Here is a 20,855-nt window from a genome sequence, read left to right as displayed (position 1 = left end):
TTGTAAAGTCAGGACTTTTGCATAATGGTCTTAATGCTGTTAGACCTAAAAAATCTTTAAAAACCGCCCATAAACTTCAATTTTGTAACTTGTAGTCCCGGGTCTGTTGAGGTAACATATGAATATATTGGTAGATATAAAGACCTATCTGGTGGGGAGAGTGATCCCGTGCGTGACAAAGCAATGCAGCGATGGAGTACATACGAACCGTTCTACGTGGAGATGGGCGATAAAAAAGTCGCCGATATCGTGATTACAAATCATGCGAAAACTCGCTACTTAGATCGGATAGAGCAGAAACAGTCCGAGACGAATCATATCGCCGCCTGGCTTTGGGAATGCCTGAAGCAAAACAGGATGGAGTCCTACTATCATAACGAAGAGGATGTATATTTAATTGATGGTGATCTGGTCGTCGTGGCCGAATTTGGAGAGTTGCCCGGCGAGATGGATATTGCGGGGAATCCGCTTCACAAGATGATTGTCATTACCTTTTTGGGTCGAATGTCGGAGACCATTGAATTAAGGGATTTGAAGTCATACTATTCATGGCTACGCCATTCGCGACGCATGACACTGATGAAAAGCACTCGTAAGCAAAAATAGACGGTGATTGGGCGCTCGGCTCTAGATGAAAAAATCTCCGAACTTATGATTACCGTCAATTTGAGTAGAAAGTATGCAGTTATCAGCTGCATGCTTTTTTTATTTCCAGCAATAAAACTCCCCAATTCAGTAAGTTTACTTGGAAATGCTTCGACAGATGTTTTTCTTATGGTAAAATAGAGAGATCAGAGGGGAGAGGGCTGTCAGTATGAACTTTCATCAGTTGCACATTTTTTATACCGTAGCGGAGCGTGGGAGCTTTTCGGCGGCGGCACAAGCGCTGCATATGACACAACCTGCGGTGACGATGCAAATTCAGTCTTTGGAAGATTATTTCGGCACGAAGCTGCTGCAACGTTCGACTAAAAAAATCGAGCTTTCAGAGGCGGGAGCGACACTACTACCTTTTGCGAAAAAAAGCATGCAACTGATTAGGGAAGCTGACGAGGCGATGTCTGCTTTTACTCACATGCTGGAGGGAAGATTGCATATTGGCGCCAGCCTAACGATTGGTGAGTATATTGTACCAAGAATGTTGGGGCCGTTTGGCCAGGAATACCCTCATATACGCATGGCAATGAATGTGATGAATACGACTCAAATTATGGATGATATACTAAAACACCAGTTGAATTTAGGACTGATTGAGGCCCCAGTCCAGCATCCGGATATTGTGGTAGAACCTGTAATGCAGGACGAACTGAAACTGATTGTGCCTTCAGGACATGCGCTGGCCAAGGCTAAAAAAGTGGTTCTGGAAGATGTGTTTAAGCATCCCTTTGTAGCCAGAGAAAAGGGATCTGGTACACGTCAAGTGATAGAAGATGAACTGAAAAGTCGTGGTGTGGATGCCTCTCGACTTGGTATTGTAATGGAGATGGGGAGCACTGGAGCGGTTAAATCGGCGGTGGAGGCTGGACTGGGTATTACCATGCTATCACCTTCTTCGGTGAAGCATGAAGTTGCGCTCGGTTTGTTGAAAATTGTGAACATTTCAGATATCGCGTTCAAACGAGAATTTTATGCAATTCATTTGAAGTCGGCGTTGTTGCCGATTCCGGTAGTCACCTTCCTGTCTTACTTGCGTCGTCATGATCAGGGAACGGACGTGCTGAGGGACTCGCAGGACGAGCTGGCAAAGGGGAAAGAGAAGGAGGATGTATAATGAAGGAGCAGATTAACGTAAAACGATATGATTTACATACACACACCCAAGCATCTGACGGCATGCAGCCACCCGCAGATAATGTGCGCTGGGCCAAGGAAAAAGGACTGGCAGGTGTAGCCATTACAGATCATGATACGGTAGCTGGTCTGGAGGAAGCTCTGAAGGAGGGAAAACGCATAGGAATTACTGTGGTGCCAGGAGTGGAAATTAGTACTCGAGCTGGCGGTAAGGATATTCACATACTCGGTTATTTTATGGATTACCGCAATAAAGTTTTTTTGGAGCGGTTGGAAAAGCTTCGCCAGGCGCGGGATACCCGTAATGATTTGATTTTGAGTCAATTGCGTAGTCTGGGCGTGGAAATCACACTGGATGAAGTGGTGGCTACGATGGGCAGACCGCTGGCACCAGATGAAAGCATTGGACGTCCACATATGGCAGATACGCTGGTTCAAAAGGGATATGCGAAGGATATGCGGGATGCGTTTGACCGTTATTTGGCGGAAGGAGCACCCGGATATGTGTCTGTACCCCGTGTAGAGCCTGCGGAGGCCATAAACTGGATTCGTGAAGCAGGAGGGGTTCCTGTGGTGGCCCACCCTGGCTTATACGGAAATGATGAGCTGATTCGCTCTATTATAGAGGAGGCGAAGCCTGTGGGCTTGGAGGTGCGACATTCGGACCATGATGCTGAGGCTGAGAGCCGATATACTGCGATGGCGGCACAATATGGGCTCATTGCAACTGGCGGCTCGGATTTTCACGGTACACGCCAAGGTGTTATTTTCCACGGTGATCTGGGTAGCCGTAGTGTGGAAGATCAGGTTGTCGAGGAATTGAGGAAGGCTGCTGTTGGACAAAAGTAAATAAAAAGCCCCTTGCCTTATGCATGGAACACAAGAAGTGTATCGTGCAAAGAACAAAGGGCTCTTTTTGTGGATTCAATAGGCTGGTGAGACTTAGCCGTTTTTGATGCGATTCGGCAACTTCTTGACCAGTTCCTCATCGGGTGTAATGAAGAGCGTACGCTGATGGTCGTAGATGACAAAGCCGGGCTTGGCTCCGCTGGGCTTACGTACATGCCGAATCAGGGTGGCGTCCACAGGCACACTGCTGGACTGCTTGGCCTGGCTAAAGTAGGCAGCGAGTTGAGCTGCTTCCTCCAGCGTCGTATCCCCGAATTGCTCAGCACGAATAACGACGTGTGACCCCGGAATATCCTTTGTGTGCAGCCAGGTGTCATTTGGTCCGGCCAGTCGATTTGTCACATATTCATTTTGCAAGTTGTTTTTGCCGACCAGTAACTCGATACCTTCGGATGATGTATAGACGTGCAGGGTTGGACGGTCGTTTTTCTTCTTTTTCTTTCCTTTTTTGACCCGATCTCTGAGGTAGCCCTGCTGAACCAGTTCTTCACGTATTTCCTCAATGTCATTCATAGAGGCGTGGGCTAGCTGCTGAAGAAGATTGTCCATATAACGGATTTCTTCGTGCGTTTTCTCCAGTTGTTCGTCAATGACAGCCAAGCTGTTTTTATATTTGTTGTATTTTTTAAAATACCGTTGTGCATTATCCGATGGGGTGAGTAGCGGGTCCAGTGGGATGGTCATTGGACGCTGTTCCTCATCATAAAAGTTGGTGAGCGTCACTTCTTTGTCCCCTTTTTTCACCTCATGCAGCGAAGCGAATAGCAGCTCTCCATAAATGCGAAATTGATCCGCATCTTCCGCCTCGGCCAAATCCTGATGGAGATAGTCGAGTTTTTTTACGTTTTTACTCCGCTCGTTTTGCAGAAACCGCAGTAGGTCACTGACCTTTTGCTTAACCGTATCCCGTTCTGCTTTTTCTCCGAAGAAGTCCTCCATACACTCACTGATAGTAGCGTACTCCTTACGTTCTTCTTGGATCAACGTCAGTGGAATGGCTGAGAATATCACTTTATCTTGTGCGTTTAGTCCAGATACTGGCTGAAAACGATGATTCCGCACGTCATCCATGATGTGACTGAATGTACTCCATAGTGAACGATCACTATCACCAGATACTTCATTAGTTACTCGAGTTAGTATCTCTTCAGCAACGAGGGGACTGAGTCCAGTAAAAGTGTTCACGATCCAGCGTTTGGGAGCTTCTTCGGCCTCGATCGCAGTTTGATACGAGGATATGAAGGCTGCCTCTTCCGTTTCTAATGGATTCAGCTTGTTTTGTGCAGGAGGCTCCGTGTATTGAAAGCCGGGCATAATGACCCGATAGCTGCTGATAGACGGTGTGACATGATGAATGCCATCCAGCATCACGCCTGTTTCCGGGTCAAGCAAAATAATGTTGCTGTGTCTACCCATCAGTTCAATGATAATTCGTTTGAGTGAAATATCTCCCAGTTCATCACGTTGACGTATATCCATGTGAATAATACGCTCCATGCCCACCTGCGTGATTTTCTCAATAACGCCTCCTTCGCAATGCTTGCGAAGGAGCATACAAAACATAGGGGCTTCTGTCGGATTAAGAAAGCTTTGTTCTGTAAAATGTACACGCGGGAAGGTCGGATTAGCCGACAGCAGCAGCTTTACGCTTCCGCCTTGTGCCCGCAGATTCAGCACGATATCTCGATCATTTGGCTGATGTATTTTATTAATGCGCCCGCCCCGGATTCCTTGCAGTTCGTGTACGATAGCGCGGGTTACGATTCCGTCCAATGCCATAATTATGTTCTCCTTTGAAGCAAATGTATTTTCGCCTTCCTTCTATGATACATAACTTTGGGACAAAACTTAAGCGGCTTTGTGATATTTCAGGTCCTGTCCGAATAGATTGAATCTAGAAAGTCTGTCCAGCTTATCAGCAATCGCGGCACAAAAATATAATAACGGGCAGCCATCCTACGCACAACCGACGGAAACGGACTATCTGACCGGGAGGGAATTGGGGAGAATGGAACAAGCACACTGGCACCAATTAAGCAATGAACAGCTTTCAACAAGTCTGGAAGTCGACCCGAAGCAGGGTCTTTCGGAGGAACAGCTTGCGGAACGAAGAGAAAGGTCGGGATGGAATGAGCTGAGCGAGGGGAAGCGAGTTTCGGCAATCTTGCTGCTGCTCAATCAGTTCAAGGATTTTATGATGCTTGTATTGATGGGAGCGACCCTGATATCCGGACTGCTTGGCGAATATTTGGACGCGATTACCATTATTGCTATTGTTGTACTGAATGGAATTCTCGGCTTTGTACAAGAATTCAGAGCTGAGCGTTCATTGCGAGCTTTGAGACAACTGTCGGCCCCAACCGCCAAAGTGTTGCGGGGCGGCAAACGAATTCAAGTTCAGGCCAGAGAACTGGTGCCGGGTGATATTGTGCTGCTGGAAAGTGGTGATCGCATTCCCGCAGATGTAAGGTGGTTGAGTACGAACGGCTGTGATGTAGAGGAGTCTGCCCTGACAGGTGAATCAGTTCCGGTGAGTAAGCATTGCCGCCCTATTCATGCCGCCGAAGTACCACTCGGGGATCAAAAAAACATCGGTTTTATGGGCACGATGATGACCAGAGGAACCGCACAAGGAATGGTTATACGTACAGGTATGAGTACCGAAATGGGTAAGATCGCAGACTTGATTGAAAATACGGAGTCGCAGGAGACACCGTTGCAGCACAGATTGGAGCAATTGGGCAAAATTTTGATTATCGTAGCGTTGGCGCTAACGGTGCTCGTTGTCGTAGCAGGTATTTTACATGGACAGCCAGCCATGAGCATGTTCTTGGCTGGAGTGAGCTTGGCTGTGGCGGCTATACCGGAAGGGTTGCCAGCTATTGTGACGATTGCGCTCGCATTGGGTGTGCAGCGTATGATTAAACGAAAGGCGATTGTGCGTAAGCTGCCTTCTGTTGAAACGCTCGGCTGTGCATCTGTCATTTGTTCCGACAAAACGGGGACTCTGACCCAAAATAAAATGACAGTCACCAAGCTATGGCTGGACGGTCGTTTCTGGGGGAGTTACGGGAGAGGGCTATGACCCACACGGGCATATTATGGATAGAGACCTTCCTGCCGATCTTAAAAACGGACAATCTCTGCGTAGACTGCTGCAAGCCAGTGTGCTTTGCAACAATGCGGAAATTGTTCAAGCCGATACAGAGGAGCTACGTTCGAAAAAGAAAACCAAAGAGCCGACGCCGTCCGCCGTTTGGGAACTGAAGGGTGATCCGACGGAAGGAGCGCTGATCACGTTAGCTGCCAAGGGCGGAGTCACGCGACAAGGGCTATATGAGCTGTACACAAGGGAGCGAGAATTTCCCTTTGACTCGGATCGGAAGCGAATGTCGGTACTCGTACGCCACCAGGGAGGACACATTGTCTTTGCCAAAGGTGCCCCGGATGTACTGCTGGGTCAGTGTTCCTATATTTTATGGGGAAGGAAATGTCGTTCCGTTAACGGGTACGCTGCGCCAAAAGGTACTGGCGGCTAACGAAGGAATGGCCTCGGAGGCGCTACGTGTACTTGGTGTCGCTTACCGTGATATTCGCTCGCATGAGCGTGTCTCCACGGTTGAGGAGGCTGAAGCACAGCTGATCTTTATTGGGCTGACAGGCATGATTGATCCGCCACGTCGTGAGGTTCGCGAAGCCATTGGCAAGTGCCGTCGTGCTGGCATTCGCACTGTGATGATTACCGGAGATCACGGTACAACTGCAGAGGCCATTGCACAGCAGCTTGGCATTCTTCAGCGCGGATCCCATGTGTTGACAGGACAGGAATTGTCTGCGATGGATGATGCGGCGCTGGACAAAGCCGTTGATACCGTCTCTGTGTATGCACGAGTTTCGCCGGAGCACAAGCTACGGATCGTTAAGTCGCTGCAAAGACGCGGACATGTCGTAGCCATGACCGGAGATGGTGTCAATGACGCTCCAGCGATAAAGGCGTCGGACATCGGTATTGCCATGGGCATTACGGGGACGGACGTGACCAAAGAAGCGGCTGCGCTTGTTCTGAGTGATGATAATTTCTCAACCATTGTAGCCGCAATTGAGGAAGGACGGAATATTTACGAGAATATCCGTAAATTTATCCGTTACCTACTCGCCTCCAATGTTGGTGAGATTTTGACGATGTTTTTTGCCATGATGGCCGGGTTGCCATTACCTTTGTTACCAATCCAGATTTTATGGGTGAATCTGGTGACAGATGGCCTACCAGCGATGGCTCTGGGGGTGGACCAGCCAGAAAAGGATCTTATGGAGCACAAACCTCGTGGCGCAAAGGAAAATATTTTTGCTCGTCGATTGGGCTGGAAAATCATTAGTCGTGGCTTGTTGATTGGTTTATGTACGCTAGCGGCCTTCTGGCTGACATTACGTATTGCACCGGATGACGCAGGACAATTGATCAAAGCACAGTCCGTTGCCTTTGCTACGCTAGTCTTGGCACAGTTAATTCATGTGTTTGATTGCCGCAGTTCCCGTTCTATTTTCCATCGTAATCCGTTTCAAAATAGTTATCTCGTGCTTGCCGTGCTCTCCTCCGTAGTGCTAATGCTGGTGGTTATGTACGTGCCTGTGCTGCAACCTATTTTCAAAACGGTACCGCTTGGATTGCGTGAGTGGGCGCTATCCATTGTGGCAGCCGGGATTCCTACGTTTCTTATGGGAGCGGGAAGTGTATGGGGCGGTCGACGCAACCGTCGTCGCGGCGGAAATACACACTTTTCAGCAGGACGTACGAAGTTTTCAGCCTAGTAATCGGGTCATGCATACCGCATCGCTTTCCCACTATTGCCCTGTATGATATCATGGGATCAAAGCTTTATGAGGAACATGATATCAGCAGCAACGGCGGAGGTAAGCTATGGAATTCACAAAAATGAACGGTCTAGGTAATGATTTTATCGTTTGGTTTGGGCATCAGGATTTGCCGTCTGACGCCTCGGAATTAGCTGTTCGGCTATGTGATCGACATTTTGGTGTTGGCGCCGATGGGTTGGTATATATATTGCCGTCAGAAAAAGCGGATTTCTGCATGCGCATCATTAACTCGGACGGCTCGGAGGCCGAGCAATGTGGTAATGCTATCCGTTGTGCTGCCAAATACGTATATGACCGTAAACATATCAACCGTGAACAGATCACGATCGAGACCCTGGGCGCAGGTGTGCAGCAGGTGGAACTAACTGTAGAGAACGGACTTGTTCGTATGGTGAAGGTAGATATGGGAGAGCCGATTCTTGAGGGTTTGAAAATTCCAACTACACTAGAGCGGACTAGCGTAATTAACGAGCCTATTGAAGCTGGAGGAAGTGGTTTTCGCTTTACGGCTGTATCTATGGGGAATCCGCACTGTGTCATTTATGTGGAGGATGCGCCAAGCTTTGATCTGGAAGCCTGGGGGCCGAAGCTGGAATGCCATCCGTTGTTCCCTAAAAAAACAAATGTTGAGTTCGCCACGGTACGTAGCCGGAAGCATATAGATATGAGAGTATGGGAGAGGGGAGCCGGACCAACGCTAGCTTGTGGAACCGGAGCCTGTGCTACGCTTGTTGCTTCTGTACTAAACGGATACAGCGACCGTCACGCCATTGTAAGTCTGAAGGGCGGCGATCTGGATATCGAATGGAACGAGGAAGATAATCACATATATATGACGGGCCCGGCTGAGATCGTGTACGAAGGTCGTCTGTTCTGAATCATGTGAATTATAAAGATAGCGTGTAACTGGCCTATGAATCGTATAGAAGTGAGTGAAAAGAAGACCTTAGAGGTCTTCTTTTTTTGGACTTACATGCCCCTGTATACAAGGAATACGATGAAGAAGGCAATATTCTGTCTTTTTTTGGCGCCTGAACGATGTATAATATAGAAAATGAAAAAACAATAAGGAGGCCGTTCATAGTGCGGAAATTTCGTTGGATTTCAGCAGTTGCAGTCCTCATATTTGTAGCCACCGCGCTTCCGGTTCAGGCGGCGACCATTCCTGCTGCCGCGGAAACGACGGACAAGCAGGTTGGCTCGCTAACTCCGACAGTGGTAAGCCGTTTAGAAAAAGCGGTGCAACAACTCATTGGTTCAAAGACAGCATTTCAATTTGACGATGTGACAGATATGGGGAAAACCTGGATTGTAGAGGGCGAACTGGAAGACGGAACTGCTACGTTGCAGACAGAATATAATAAAGAAAAAAACAGAGTGGATTCTACAACCATACGATATAAAATAAGCAGCTTGGGAAAGGCGATGAACGCGCCACTCAAGACGAAAGTGCTAAACAGCGCCAAAGCTTTTGACAGCAAGCGTCCTCTGCAGTTTGAAGCATTTTGGCGGGTCAAATCCCCTTATCAGTCCAACAAGCCTTCAAATTACTGGGTGTTTTGGGGTGCAGGAGAACAAGCTTCCTCGTTGTATGTGGATGTGGATCGAGGTAACGCTATTACCATCAACGCGGACTATGCCCTGAAGCGGGTGGACCCTGTGTTACTGAACCGTGCAATGAACACATTTAAGCGTGTGAGTGGACAGCGAATCAAGGTACAGCACGCTTCACGGTACAAGGACGAGACGAAGGGACTTTCATACTGGTCGTTTGAGGATGCAAACGAGGCGAGTGAGGTCAAAATTAGCGCGGTAACCGGTAAAGTGCTGGCCGTATCCACCTATGGGGTAGACTGGAACGATGACGCAGATTTCAAAAAAACATTTGCAAGCCCGAAATATACTGCCTCAGAAGCTTTGAAGCTAGTCAAGCCCAAGGCTCAGATGTTATTTAATATCAATTTGACCGGCTATAAAGTGAACGTTCAAGGGAATCAATATACGTTCTCCAAGCAGCAAAAGGGAACGGATTCTATTGTGGCTAAAGTGAATAAAAAAGGGACTTTTTACGCTTACTCTCTCCATTCTTCCGATGGGAAAATGTAGTAGAAAATAGAAAAGATAAATTAAGCCGCTTTACTCCTGATATCATATTGTCGGGGAGTGGGGCGGCTTTTTTTGTTTTTGGCTTATGTTTGTAGTCTCTTTATGTTACATTAGTATGAAAATAAAGAGCGGGGTGGAGCAGAGGACATGAAACCGGATTTGCGTACTGTGCTGAATCGTGAAATTATTGTCGGAGACGGCGCAATGGGGACTTTTTTATACCAGCTAGGATTTCCAGTAAATACGTCTTTCGAAGAACTGAACATCACTTCGCCTGACGTTATATCAGACGTGCATGGTCAATATTTAAGTGCAGGAGCTCGATTGCTGGAGACTAATACATTTTCTGCAAATGATTATAAGTTAGCCCGGTTTGGTTTGGAATCTAAGGTAGAAGAGATCAATCGTGCCGGTGTGAGAATTGCCAGAGCTGCGGCCGGACCTGAACATTATGTGGTAGGTGCAGTGGGTTCCATATGTGGGGGCAAACGGCTTAACATATCAAAACTGGAGCTGGCAAGAAACTATGAGCAGCAAATTGATGCCCTTCTCTCCGAAGGAGTCGACGGCATTTTGTGCGAAACGTTTTATTCACTGGATGAAATACGCATTGCGCTTCACAGTGTACGTAAATACAGTGACATTCCGGTAATTTGTCAGTTTGCAGTTGATCAGGTTGGTCGTACCCAGGATGGTTTTTTGGTGGCGGAAGCTTTTTCGGTGCTGCGTAATGAGGGGGCAGACATCCTTGGATTTAACTGTCACTCGGGTCCGCAGGGAATTATGAGTGTAATGGAGCAGCTGGACGGCCCTTTGTCTGTACCGCTGTCCGTATATCCGAATGCAGGACTAGCAGATTATGTGGACGGTCACTATGTATACGGTGCATCACCTGAATATTTTGGAGAATGTGCCAAGTCCTTTGTAGACCTGGGGACGAGGCTGCTCGGTGGTTGCTGCGGAACTACACCGGAACATATTGCAGCTATCTCCAAAGCCTTGAACCGTTTGCAACCGCCTCCGCTGGCTTCAAAAGAAGCTTTGTCGAAAGAGTCCTTTCAAGTGGCAGAGCGGATTGCAGATGAAGAGGAACGAGGAAATGGCAGACATACCAGCGAGCCCAATATTGTGGATCTGGTTAAGGAACGACATACGGTCATTGTAGAACTGGATCCTCCGCGCGATCTGGACATTACAAGGTTTATGCAAGGTGCTCATGCATTGAAGAAAGCAGGGGCCGACGCGCTTACACTAGCTGACAATTCGCTTGCAGTCACTCGCATGAGCAACATGGCGCTTGGACATTTGGTCAGTATTGAAACAGGCTTGCGCCCATTAATTCATATAGCATGTCGTGATCGCAATCTGATTGGTACTCAATCCCACATGATGGGTTTTGACGCGCTCGGTATTGACCATGTACTGGCGGTTACTGGAGATCCGGCGCGGTTCGGTGATTTGCCAGGCGCCAGTTCGGTGTATGATATGACCTCTTTTGAAATCATACGCATGATCAAGCAATTAAATGATGGTGTCGCATTTTCCGGTAAGCCACTGAAGCAGAAAGCTAATTTTGTGGTAGGTGCCGCATTTAATCCTAATGTCAAGCATTTGGGTAAAGCCGTACAGCGGTTGGAGAAGAAAATTGCCTCCGGAGCCGATTATGTTATGACTCAGCCCGTATACGATCACGAGTTGATTGCAGCCATCGCGGAAGCGACACGACATTTGGAAGTACCGATTTTTATCGGTATTATGCCGCTGGCTAGTGGGCGCAATGCAGAATACTTGCACAATGAAGTGCCAGGGATTCAGTTATCCGATGAGGTACGTGCACGTATGTCTGGTCTTGAGGGGCCGGAAGGACGAGCAATGGGCGTGTCTATTGCCAAGGAGTTACTTGATACGGCAATGGAACATTTTAATGGAATCTATTTTATGACTCCATTTATGTTCTATGAAATGACAGCTGAACTGACATCTTACGTATGGCAAAAATCAGGCCGTGCACAGGCCCCCTTGTTTCGACTATAATAATCAATTACAATAGTATAATGGATGTGATGCCGATGTCATTGAGTATGACCGGATACGGTCAAGCCATCCTTCATTATGAGGGCTATAAAGTGCGCTTGGAATTGAAATCGGTGAATCACCGCTATTGCGAAGTGATGATGAGAATTCCGCGCGAATGGACTCGATACGAAGATGGCTTGAGAAGAACGGTTCAACAGCAGATTAAACGCGGTCGTATCGATGTCTTCATCCACAGGGAACGTGATGAAGAACAGATGCCCGCCGCGCGGTTGAATGACACTGTGGTGCAGGCTTACCTGCATGCAGCGGAGCAGCTGGCGGATCGTTATGGAGTGAAAGGAACGTTAGGGATAAGCGATATTCTTGCTTTGCCTGACGTTCTGGGTGAGCCTGGAGAGGCTTTCCATGGAGATGAAGAGGACTGGGAAGAGCAACTACAGCGGGCTTTGAATGAAGCTTTGCAAGGTTTACTGGAGATGAGAAGGCGAGAAGGCGGGCATTTGGCGCAAGATGTGGAATCCCGTATTTTACGTCTGGAATCTCTGCATCATGAAATGACGGTGCTGGCTCCTCATGTTGTGAGCGACTACCGTAACAGGCTGAAACACAGGCTTAAAGAGCTTCAGGACGGTTCATTTACGCTTGATGAACATAAGTTCGGAATGGAGATTGCGTTATTCGCGGATCGCAGCAATATTGACGAGGAACTTACCCGGCTTCAAAGTCACTTTGGACAGTGCAAGGGATTGCTGCTGTCAGACGAGCCGGCCGGTCGCAAATTAGATTTTTTAATCCAGGAAATGAACAGGGAAGTCAACACGATCGGCTCCAAGGCTAATCATCTCACATTGGTTAATTTGGTCGTTGAGATGAAAGCAGAGCTCGAGAAAATTCGTGAGCAGGCTGCAAATATTGAGTAGCTACCTGGTAGCGGCACGGCTGCAAGAGTCACATGTATAGGGGGAAAGACCTGAATATGGCAATCAAATTGATCAATATTGGTTTCGGCAATATCGTGTCGGCCAACCGAATTATCTCCATCGTCAGTCCGGAGTCTGCTCCGATCAAGCGGATTATACAGGAAGCCAGGGACCGTCATATGCTAATTGATGCTACCTATGGCCGCCGGACGCGGGCTGTTATTATTACAGACAGTGATCATGTAATCCTGTCTGCGGTGCAGCCGGAGACGGTCGCTCATCGCCTATCCACTAAAGATGATGACAATGACGAATAAAAATGGAGTGTACTATGGCTAAGGGATTATTATTTGTAATATCCGGACCTTCGGGTGTCGGTAAAGGGACGGTAGGCAACGCATTGCGTGAGAAGCTACCAGAGATAACATACTCCGTTTCTGCTACAACTCGAACACCTCGTTCAGGCGAACAGGATGGAGTGACCTATTTTTTTAAAACGCGTGAAGAATTTTTGGGTATGATTGAACGAGATGAAATGCTGGAGTATGCTGAGTATGTAGGGAACTATTATGGTACTCCACGTGATTTTGTAGATCAGACCCTTGCGCAGGGAAAAGATATTTTTCTGGAGATTGAAGTTCAGGGAGCGCTAAAGGTTAAAGAAAAATTTCCAGAAGGCATATTCATTTTTCTGCTTCCGCCTTCGCTAGACGAATTAAAGGATAGAATCCGGGGACGGGGCACAGAAACTCAAGCGACCATAGACCACCGTATGTCGGTAGCTGTGGATGAAATGAATTTGTTGCGTCACTATGATTATGCGGTCGTCAATGATGAGATTGATTTCGCTTGTAAACGAATAGAATCCATTATTATCGCCGAACATTGTAAGGTTCATCCTTAAACGAGGGCTTTACATATGCCAAGCGTACTTAAAGAGAAATAATACTGTATAAGCTGAGCTTGAAGGTGTACACTGGAGTTCAGCTTATACAGTCCCAAAACTACATGAAGAGGTGTCTATTCGTGCTGTATCCTTCCATTGATGAAATGATGAAAAAGGCAGATAGTAAGTATTCGTTGGTTGTAGCGGCTTCACGTCGTGCCAGACAGTTGCGCGAGGGTGAAAAGACGACTCTCAAGAATCCCAAATCCCACAAACAGGTTGGAGTGGCGTTGGAAGAGATTTACGCGGACCATCTGCGTCTTGAAAGCGGCGAAGACGAGTAAGAATTATACACAACTATTATAACCGGGCGCAATGCCAATTCCTTTGACAACCGCAAGGTTGTTATTTTTTTAGGTCAGGGGGAGTTAACGATGTTGAAGGGAAAAGTTATTATTCTTGGTATAACTGGCGGAATTGCTGCTTACAAAGGGGCAGCGCTGTGTAGTAGGTTGACGCAAAAGGGCGCCGATGTTCATGTGATTATGACGGCCTCTGCCAAGGAGTTTATTACCGAACTTACGCTGCAGTCGCTCTCTCGTAATCCGGTGTACAGTGACACATTTGATGAAAGAGAGCCATCAGTCGTATCCCATATTCATCTGGCGGATGCGGCTGATTTGGTGCTTGTTGCTCCTGCAACTGCGAATATTATCGGGAAAATGGCGCATGGTCTTGCTGATGATATGCTGTCTACAACGTTGTTGGCTACAACAGCGCCTATTATGGTGGCACCTGCGATGAATGTACATATGTACACTCATCCCGCAGTCATGCAAAATATGGAGACGCTTGTATCACGTGGCGTGAAGATGATTGAGCCTGGTGAAGGATTACTGGCTTGCGGTTACGTTGGCAAAGGACGTTTGGAAGAACCGGACACAATTGTGCAAACCATAGAGCATTTTTTTGATCAGCAAGCTCAGGAACAAAAAACCACCATCAAGTCTGAACCACGATGGTTTGGTGACGAATCTATGGAGGCTCAAATGCCTGAGTCACTTGTGAATGAGAATGAATCGGTGCTTTCAGGCAAAAAAGTCATTGTAACGGCTGGAGGCACGATCGAGCGAATTGATCCAGTACGTTATATCACAAATGATTCATCTGGCAAAATGGGCTTTGCCATTGCAAAAGTGGCTCAGGAGATGGGTGCAGAGGTGCACTTGATTGCTGCCAATACCAGCGCGGAACCGCCTACTGGTATTATGCTTGAAAGAGTCCAGTCAGCTGAAGATATGTACGACGCTGTATTAAAACAATGGGAAACGAGCGATATGGTCGTTATGGCTGCTGCAGTTGCAGATTATCGACCACGTGAGATTGCACAGACCAAGATCAAGAAAAAAGATAGTGTATTTACGCTAGAGCTAGTGAAGAACGTCGATATTTTAGAATCACTCGGACGGAGTAAGAAACATCAATTTTTAATTGGCTTTGCAGCTGAAACCGAACATTTGGAGACGTATGCGATAGATAAATTAGAACGTAAAAATTGTGATTTGATCGCGGCAAACGATGTAACTGTGAATGGTGCTGGTTTTGGCGTCGATACGAATGCTGTTCAAATTTATGACCGAAGCGGGATCGTAGAGCGTATTCCTGTACAGTCAAAGGAAGAAGTCGCGCGTAAGTTGCTTACTATAGCCGCGGGACGCATGGGTGGGGTGCTGCATTAATGGAGACGGGCAATTTAGTTGCCAAGGTCATTGTCGATGTACCTGCCAAGGATACGGACCGCACCTTCGATTATCTGATACCAGACTCAATGAGACCTTGGATTGAGCCGGGTAGTCGGGTAGCTGTGCCATTTGGCAAACGGACGGTGCAGGCTTTTGTCATCTCGGTAGTCCCAGCTGATGATCCACCGAAATACAAAATGAGAGCGATCCAGGAACTGCTGGATTTGGTACCACCCTTATCTGCCGACCTAGTCGAACTGGGCAAATGGATGAGCGAACGTTATGCTTGTAATCAAATTATGGCACTGCAAGTGATGATTCCTACCGCGCTCAAGGGCAAAGCAGAACGTTATATCTCAATTGCGGAACAGCATGAGTTAACGCATCCACAACGTACTATACAACCGAATCAGGGCGATGAACTCGAATGGGCACTTCTGACCGACGATGGTATGAGTGATCCGACGGAGCGTCGGATTGTTAGCTTCATTCAGGAGAAGGAGCAAGTCCCATTGCAGCAACTCAGTCGACGTTTCCCTGAGGAAGCAGAGGTTATTAAATCCCTGTTACGCCGGGGTGTGCTTCAGGAAAGTCAAGTTATCAAAGACAAACTTGGTAAAAAGACCATGAAATCCGTTGATCTGGCTATTGGCATAGACGAGGCATCAACGGCACTGGAGCAATTTTCTGCCAAAGCACAGCGTCAGCGGGAGGTACTTGCTTTTTTGCTGGAACGTAGCGAGTTTCTGCCTTTGTCGCTGAAGGAAGTCATGACCTCACTGAGTGTCTCGGCTGCAACGGTTAAGGCGTTGGAAGATAAGGGCTATGTGTTGCTGGAGGATGTCGAAGTGTTCCGCGACCCCTACCGGGGCAGACACTTCAAGCCTACAGAGCCACTCCCTCTCACAGCAGAGCAGCAGTCGGTTTATGAACGCATTATTCTCCAGCTGGACACGCGTGAGCAAGGAGCTTATTTGTTGCATGGAGTCACAGGGAGCGGTAAGACGGAAATCTATCTACAGACGATTCAGCGTTGTATCGAGCAGAATCGACAGGCCATTGTGCTGGTACCTGAAATATCGTTAACCCCACAAATGGTGGAGCGTTTTAAAGGCCGGTTTGGCGATCAGGTAGCAGTGATGCACAGTAGGTTGTCCGGGGGGGAACGGTACGATGAGTGGCGCAAAATACGCGAAGGCCGTGTGAAAGTGGCGATTGGTGCTCGCTCGGCAGTATTTGCGCCTTTTCGTGAGTTAGGTCTTATTATTATGGATGAGGAGCACGAAACGTCCTATAAGCAGGAAGAGACACCTAAATATCATGCGCGTGATGTCGCCATTCGCAGAGCCCATCAGCATGGGGCTGTTGTTATTCTCGGCTCGGCTACACCGTCGCTGGAAAGCTATTATGCGGCTCGCTCACAAAGCAACGACGAGTTTGCGCCGTTGCTGCTTGAAATGCCAACTCGCGCATTGGGGAACACGTTACCTGAAGTACATATCATGGATATGCGTGAGGAGCTGCGTGCTGGCAACCGCTCTATGTTCAGCCGTGCGTTGCATAATGGAATTGCAGAGCGGTTAGAGCGTAAGGAGCAGACGGTACTACTGTTGAATCGGCGTGGGCACTCCACGTTCGTCATGTGCCGTAGCTGTGGCTATGTCGCGGGTTGTCCGCATTGTGATATTTCGCTTACGTATCATCAGCGGTCGAACAATTTACGTTGCCATTACTGTGGCTATTCCGAGCCCGTGCCTCAGACTTGCCCTGAGTGCGGTAGTGAGCATATTCGCTATTTCGGTACAGGTACCCAGCGAGTGGAAGAAGAGCTGGCGAAGCTATTCCCCGGTATACGTGTTGTTCGAATGGATGTTGATACAACAACAGAAAAAAATGCCCACGAAAAGCTCCTCAAGCAATTTCGTGATAAAAAAGCGGACGTGCTGCTCGGTACTCAAATGGTTGCCAAAGGCCTGGACTTTCCCGATGTGACACTGGTTGGTGTCATTACTGCGGATTCGGCTCTCAATTTACCGGATTTTCGGGCCGCGGAAAAGACTTTTCAACTGTTAACACAAGTAGCTGGACGTGCTGGGAGACATCAATTGCCAGGGGAAGTATTTGTACAATCCTATACTCCAGAGCATTATTCGGTGATTCACGCAAGTCGCCATGATTATGCTTCTTTTGTGAGGGAAGAATTGAAACACCGCCGCAATTTGCACTATCCACCATATTGTCGTCTTATTTTGGTGACCTTTTCTCATGAACAACTCCCGGTGCTGGTCCGGCTGGCTGAGAATTATTCAGCAACACTACAGGGACGAGCCAGACAACGGGGATGGTTCGGGAATATGGATCGTCTTACATCGGATGTACTCGACATTTTGGGACCAGTAGCTTCACCCATTTCGAGAATCAAGAATAGATACCGATTTCAATGTATGATAAAATGGCGTGGAAATATCGATGCGATTAGTTTGGCTCAGCAAGTAGCTGATGAAATGGCCGAATCCGCACAGGCACAAAAGTTGCTGATTAGTCTGGATGTTGATCCGCAAATGCTTATGTAGAGTGTTGCCACAAAAGTTATTAGCACAATTAATGCGGACAAGCCGTCCGTACATAGGATAATGTAGCAGTCGCGTTTGTGATGAATACAGTTAGGCCTAAATGAAGCATAAAGAGGAAGGTGTTCTGTTGTCATGTCAATTAGAATTATAGTGTTGGAGCCGGATGACGTATTGCACAAAGTAGCAAAGGAAGTCACTAAAATTACGCCTAACGTGCAAAAGCTGCTCGACGATATGGCAGATACGATGTATGAAGCGGAGGGAGTAGGTCTTGCTGCTCCGCAAGTAGGTATTTTGAAGCGTCTCATCGTTGTAGATGCTGGAGATGAGCATGGTTTGATTAAAATGATTAATCCAGAGATCGTGGCCGAAGAAGGGGAGGAATTGGGTCCTGAAGGCTGCCTGAGTATACCAGGGTTGAACGGGGATGTGCGTCGTGCCGAGAAGGTTACAGTCAAGGGACTGGACCGCGAGGGTAAAACCATTACCGTTACAGCGACAGGGTTGCTTTCTCGTGCTTTTCAGCATGAAATTGACCATTTAAATGGAATTTTGTTTACGGATATTGCAGAAAAAGTATATGAGGTTGCGCTGGAACAGCCAGGACCGAACCGTCAGATAGGAGAGTGAGGTTCGATGAGTCAAGACATTCGTATTATCTTTATGGGTACGCCTGAGTTTGCAGTGCCATCGCTGAACATGTTACTGGATAACGGTTATAACGTGGTTGGTGTGATTACACAGCCTGATAAGCCACAGGGACGAAAAAAAATATTGACGCCTACACCAGTCAAGGAAGCGGCAGAAAAACGAGGATTACCTGTACTGCAACCGACCCGCCTGCGTCAGCCAGAAGAGGTGGCTCAGGTGGCAGAGCTGCGTCCTGATCTGATCGTAACCGCAGCCTATGGGCAAATTTTGCCTAAGTCCGTACTAGACCTGCCTCGGTTCGGCTGTCTGAATGTGCATGGTTCGTTACTTCCCCGTTATCGGGGAGGTGCACCGATCCAGCGTGCGATTATTAATGGTGAAACTGTGACGGGTGTGACGCTGATGTATATGGCGGAAGGACTGGACACTGGCGATATGATATCGCGAGTTGAGGTTGCTATAGAGCCGGAGGATACCTCTGGTACGATTTTTGAGAAGCTAAGCGTAGCTGGAGCAAAGCTTTTGCAGGACGAGCTGCCTAAGTTGCTGGCAGGCCAATCAGACCGTACGCAGCAAAACGAGGACGAGGCAACTTATGCCCCGAACCTGAACCGCGAGGATGAGCGTATTTCGTGGAGTGCCAATGCTCAGCAGATATACAACCGGATTCGCGGCCTGGTTCCTTTTTCCGGTGCGTTTACGCTTTGGGAGGAAAATGTTTTTAAAATTTGGGCTGCTGAGCAGCCTTTCATAAACAGTGAAGTGAGTGGCTCAAATGTTCCAGCACCCGGAACGGTTCTTCAATTGACTGCTCGTGGCATTGAGGTGCAGACAGGCGAAGGAACTCTTTGGCTGACTCAGGTTCAACCGGCTGGCAAAAAGGTTATGGATGCCGGAACCTTTGCGCGCGGCGGACAGATGAAGCCAGGCACGGTGCTCGGATGAGCGGGAGTCACTCCCGCCAGGGAGGCCAAGGCAAGGGAGTGGGTGCCAGATCCGGCAAGACTCGCAATCAGACGGCGCGGGAAGTTGCACTTGATGTGTTGACCGGTGTGGAGCAAGAGGGTGCATATAGCAATCTTGAGCTAAATCGTCGGCTTCAGCAGGCAGGTTTATCTGCAAGTGACGCTGGTTTGGCGACGGAACTTGTATACGGTACAATCGCACGCCGAAATACACTAGATTATTTCCTGAATAAATTTGTTCAAAAAGGAACGGCCAAGCTTCAGGCTTGGGTACGTTCGTTGCTGCGGATGAGTGTGTATCAGGTGGTTTATCTGGATCGAGTTCCAGATCATGCAGTCGTTAGTGAAGCGGTGACCATTGCTAAGCGTCGTGGGCATCAGGGGATTTCCGGTATGGTCAACGGCGTGCTCCGCAGCATGTTGCGTGAGCCGGACAAGCTGCGTATTCCTGACGATTTGTCACCAGAGGAACGGATTTCATTAGAACATTCCCATCCACAGTGGCTGGTTAAGCGCTGGATTAAGCAATACGGTGCAGATACTGCTGAGGCTATCTGTCAGGCTAATAATGAGCCCCCTGCGGTCAGCGTACGGGTGAATACGACAATGACCAGCCGTGATCAGCTGCTGGACGAGATGCGCTCAAAAGGGCTTGATGCCGTTCCTTCCGCAGTTAGTCCCTATGGGATTGTTGTTCGTAGCGGTGGAAATATGGCGCTTACCTCGTGGTATACGGACGGCTTGCTGTCCGTACAGGATGAAAGCTCCATGCTCGTTGCCGAAGCAGTCGCTCCTGAGCCTGGCATGCTGGTACTGGATTGCTGTGCCGCTCCAGGTGGAAAAACAGCTCATATGGCCGAGCTGATGAAGGATCAAGGCCGGATAGTTGCGAATGATCTGCATGCCCATAAGCATCAATTAATCCGTGAACAGGCTAATCGACTTGGCCTGGATGCTGTGGAAACAGTCACTGGTGATGCGCTAGAACTGAAAGAACGCTATGCTCCAGCTTCTTTTGACCGTATTTTACTGGATGCGCCATGCTCTGGCTTTGGAGTAATTCGTCGTAAACCGGACCTGCGTTGGAGCAAAACTGCGCAGGATGTTCGCGACATTACACAGCTTCAGCATGAGTTGCTGGATAGTGTGGCGGGATTGTTGAAGCCAGGTGGTATTCTGGTGTATAGCACATGCACGATTGAACCGGACGAAAATGAAGGACAATTGACTCAGTTTTTAAGCGAACATCCAGAGTATGAATTGGCAGAGGGTCATTCCTTCCCGGACGTGAGCCACGAAAAGGATAGTATTCAGGGAGGCTCGGTACAGCTGTTACCGCAGCATTTTCACAGCGACGGGTTTTATATCGCGCGCCTGCGTCGGGTGAAATAGCGCGGAAG

General features: G+C 48.1%; 16 protein-coding genes and 1 pseudogene. 16 read left to right on the top strand and 1 reads right to left on the bottom strand.

The features are described 5' to 3' along the window. The first annotated feature begins 168 nt into the window (after positions 1-168). From AOU00_RS03060 to AOU00_RS03050, 3 genes are all read left to right on the top strand, one after another. Positions 169-606, top strand: a complete 438-nt coding sequence (locus AOU00_RS03060) for a hypothetical protein (RefSeq protein ID WP_023989315.1) — start codon at positions 169-171, stop codon at positions 604-606. A 208-nt stretch (positions 607-814) separates the two neighbouring features. Continuing rightward, positions 815-1,771 (top strand): selenium metabolism-associated LysR family transcriptional regulator, encoded by a 957-nt coding sequence (locus AOU00_RS03055; RefSeq protein ID WP_069289885.1) that lies wholly within the window; start codon positions 815-817, stop codon positions 1,769-1,771. After that, positions 1,771-2,640 carry a PHP domain-containing protein gene (locus AOU00_RS03050; RefSeq protein WP_069289884.1) on the top strand — a complete coding sequence of 290 codons (870 nt, stop codon included), beginning with the start codon at positions 1,771-1,773 and terminating at the stop codon, positions 2,638-2,640. Before AOU00_RS03055 ends, AOU00_RS03050 begins: the two co-directional genes overlap by 1 nt. Positions 2,641-2,733: 93 nt before the next feature. On the opposite strand, the gene AOU00_RS03045 is transcribed toward AOU00_RS03050, so the two are convergent. After that, a complete protein-coding gene (locus tag AOU00_RS03045; RefSeq protein ID WP_069289883.1) occupies positions 2,734-4,479 on the bottom strand; it encodes an Rqc2 family fibronectin-binding protein in 1,746 nt (581 codons plus the stop codon). 229 nt (positions 4,480-4,708) lie between these two features. On the opposite strand from AOU00_RS03045, the pseudogene AOU00_RS03040 reads away from it, so the two are divergent. The 13 genes and pseudogenes from AOU00_RS03040 to rsmB all read left to right on the top strand — a co-directional run bounded on the left by AOU00_RS03040 (position 4,709) and on the right by rsmB (position 20,847). Beyond that, positions 4,709-7,509: pseudogene (locus AOU00_RS03040) on the top strand (calcium-translocating P-type ATPase, SERCA-type). 109 nt (positions 7,510-7,618) lie between these two features. Beyond that, positions 7,619-8,452, top strand: a complete 834-nt coding sequence (dapF, locus tag AOU00_RS03035; RefSeq protein ID WP_069289882.1) for a diaminopimelate epimerase — start codon at positions 7,619-7,621, stop codon at positions 8,450-8,452. Positions 8,453-8,658: 206 nt separating this feature from the next. Beyond that, complete coding sequence (locus AOU00_RS03030; RefSeq protein WP_069289881.1) at positions 8,659-9,681, top strand: hypothetical protein; 1,023 nt, start codon at positions 8,659-8,661, stop codon at positions 9,679-9,681. Between the two features lie 147 nt (positions 9,682-9,828). After that, entirely contained in the window at positions 9,829-11,715 is a 1,887-nt protein-coding gene (locus AOU00_RS03025) for a bifunctional homocysteine S-methyltransferase/methylenetetrahydrofolate reductase (RefSeq protein ID WP_069289880.1), read from the top strand. A gap of 35 nt (positions 11,716-11,750) precedes the next feature. Further along, the gene (locus AOU00_RS03020; protein ID WP_069289879.1) at positions 11,751-12,638 is read left to right on the top strand and encodes a YicC/YloC family endoribonuclease; all 888 of its coding nucleotides are present in this window, start codon (positions 11,751-11,753) and stop codon (positions 12,636-12,638) included. Between the two features lie 56 nt (positions 12,639-12,694). Beyond that, the gene (remA, locus tag AOU00_RS03015; protein ID WP_005548256.1) at positions 12,695-12,955 is read left to right on the top strand and encodes an extracellular matrix/biofilm regulator RemA; all 261 of its coding nucleotides are present in this window, start codon (positions 12,695-12,697) and stop codon (positions 12,953-12,955) included. A gap of 14 nt (positions 12,956-12,969) precedes the next feature. Continuing rightward, on the top strand, positions 12,970-13,542 hold the full coding sequence (gmk, locus tag AOU00_RS03010; RefSeq protein WP_061829021.1) for a guanylate kinase: 573 nt from the start codon (positions 12,970-12,972) through the stop codon (positions 13,540-13,542). Positions 13,543-13,664: 122 nt separating this feature from the next. Further along, entirely contained in the window at positions 13,665-13,868 is a 204-nt protein-coding gene (rpoZ, locus tag AOU00_RS03005) for a DNA-directed RNA polymerase subunit omega (RefSeq protein WP_013310893.1), read from the top strand. A gap of 90 nt (positions 13,869-13,958) precedes the next feature. Beyond that, the gene (gene coaBC / locus AOU00_RS03000; protein ID WP_069289878.1) at positions 13,959-15,263 is read left to right on the top strand and encodes a bifunctional phosphopantothenoylcysteine decarboxylase/phosphopantothenate--cysteine ligase CoaBC; all 1,305 of its coding nucleotides are present in this window, start codon (positions 13,959-13,961) and stop codon (positions 15,261-15,263) included. After that, a complete protein-coding gene (priA, locus tag AOU00_RS02995; protein WP_069289877.1) occupies positions 15,263-17,839 on the top strand; it encodes a primosomal protein N' in 2,577 nt (858 codons plus the stop codon). The genes coaBC and priA overlap by 1 nt, the downstream gene beginning before the upstream one ends. Before the next feature lie 132 nt (positions 17,840-17,971). Further along, positions 17,972-18,469, top strand: coding sequence for a peptide deformylase (gene def / locus AOU00_RS02990; RefSeq protein ID WP_061829023.1), 498 nt, complete (start codon positions 17,972-17,974; stop codon positions 18,467-18,469). Positions 18,470-18,475: 6 nt separating this feature from the next. Next, positions 18,476-19,435: a methionyl-tRNA formyltransferase gene (gene fmt / locus AOU00_RS02985; RefSeq protein WP_069289876.1), complete on the top strand. Its 960-nt coding sequence runs from the start codon at positions 18,476-18,478 to the stop codon at positions 19,433-19,435. Beyond that, positions 19,432-20,847: a 16S rRNA (cytosine(967)-C(5))-methyltransferase RsmB gene (rsmB, locus tag AOU00_RS02980; protein WP_061829025.1), complete on the top strand. Its 1,416-nt coding sequence runs from the start codon at positions 19,432-19,434 to the stop codon at positions 20,845-20,847. The genes fmt and rsmB overlap by 4 nt, the downstream gene beginning before the upstream one ends. Positions 20,848-20,855: the final 8 nt, after the last annotated feature.

The organism is Paenibacillus polymyxa, assembly GCF_001719045.1.
GTDB classification, from domain to species: Bacteria; Bacillota; Bacilli; order Paenibacillales; family Paenibacillaceae; genus Paenibacillus; species Paenibacillus polymyxa_B.
The sequence above is the reverse complement of the archived record's forward strand: the minus strand, read 5'-3'. Positions and strand labels throughout refer to the sequence as shown.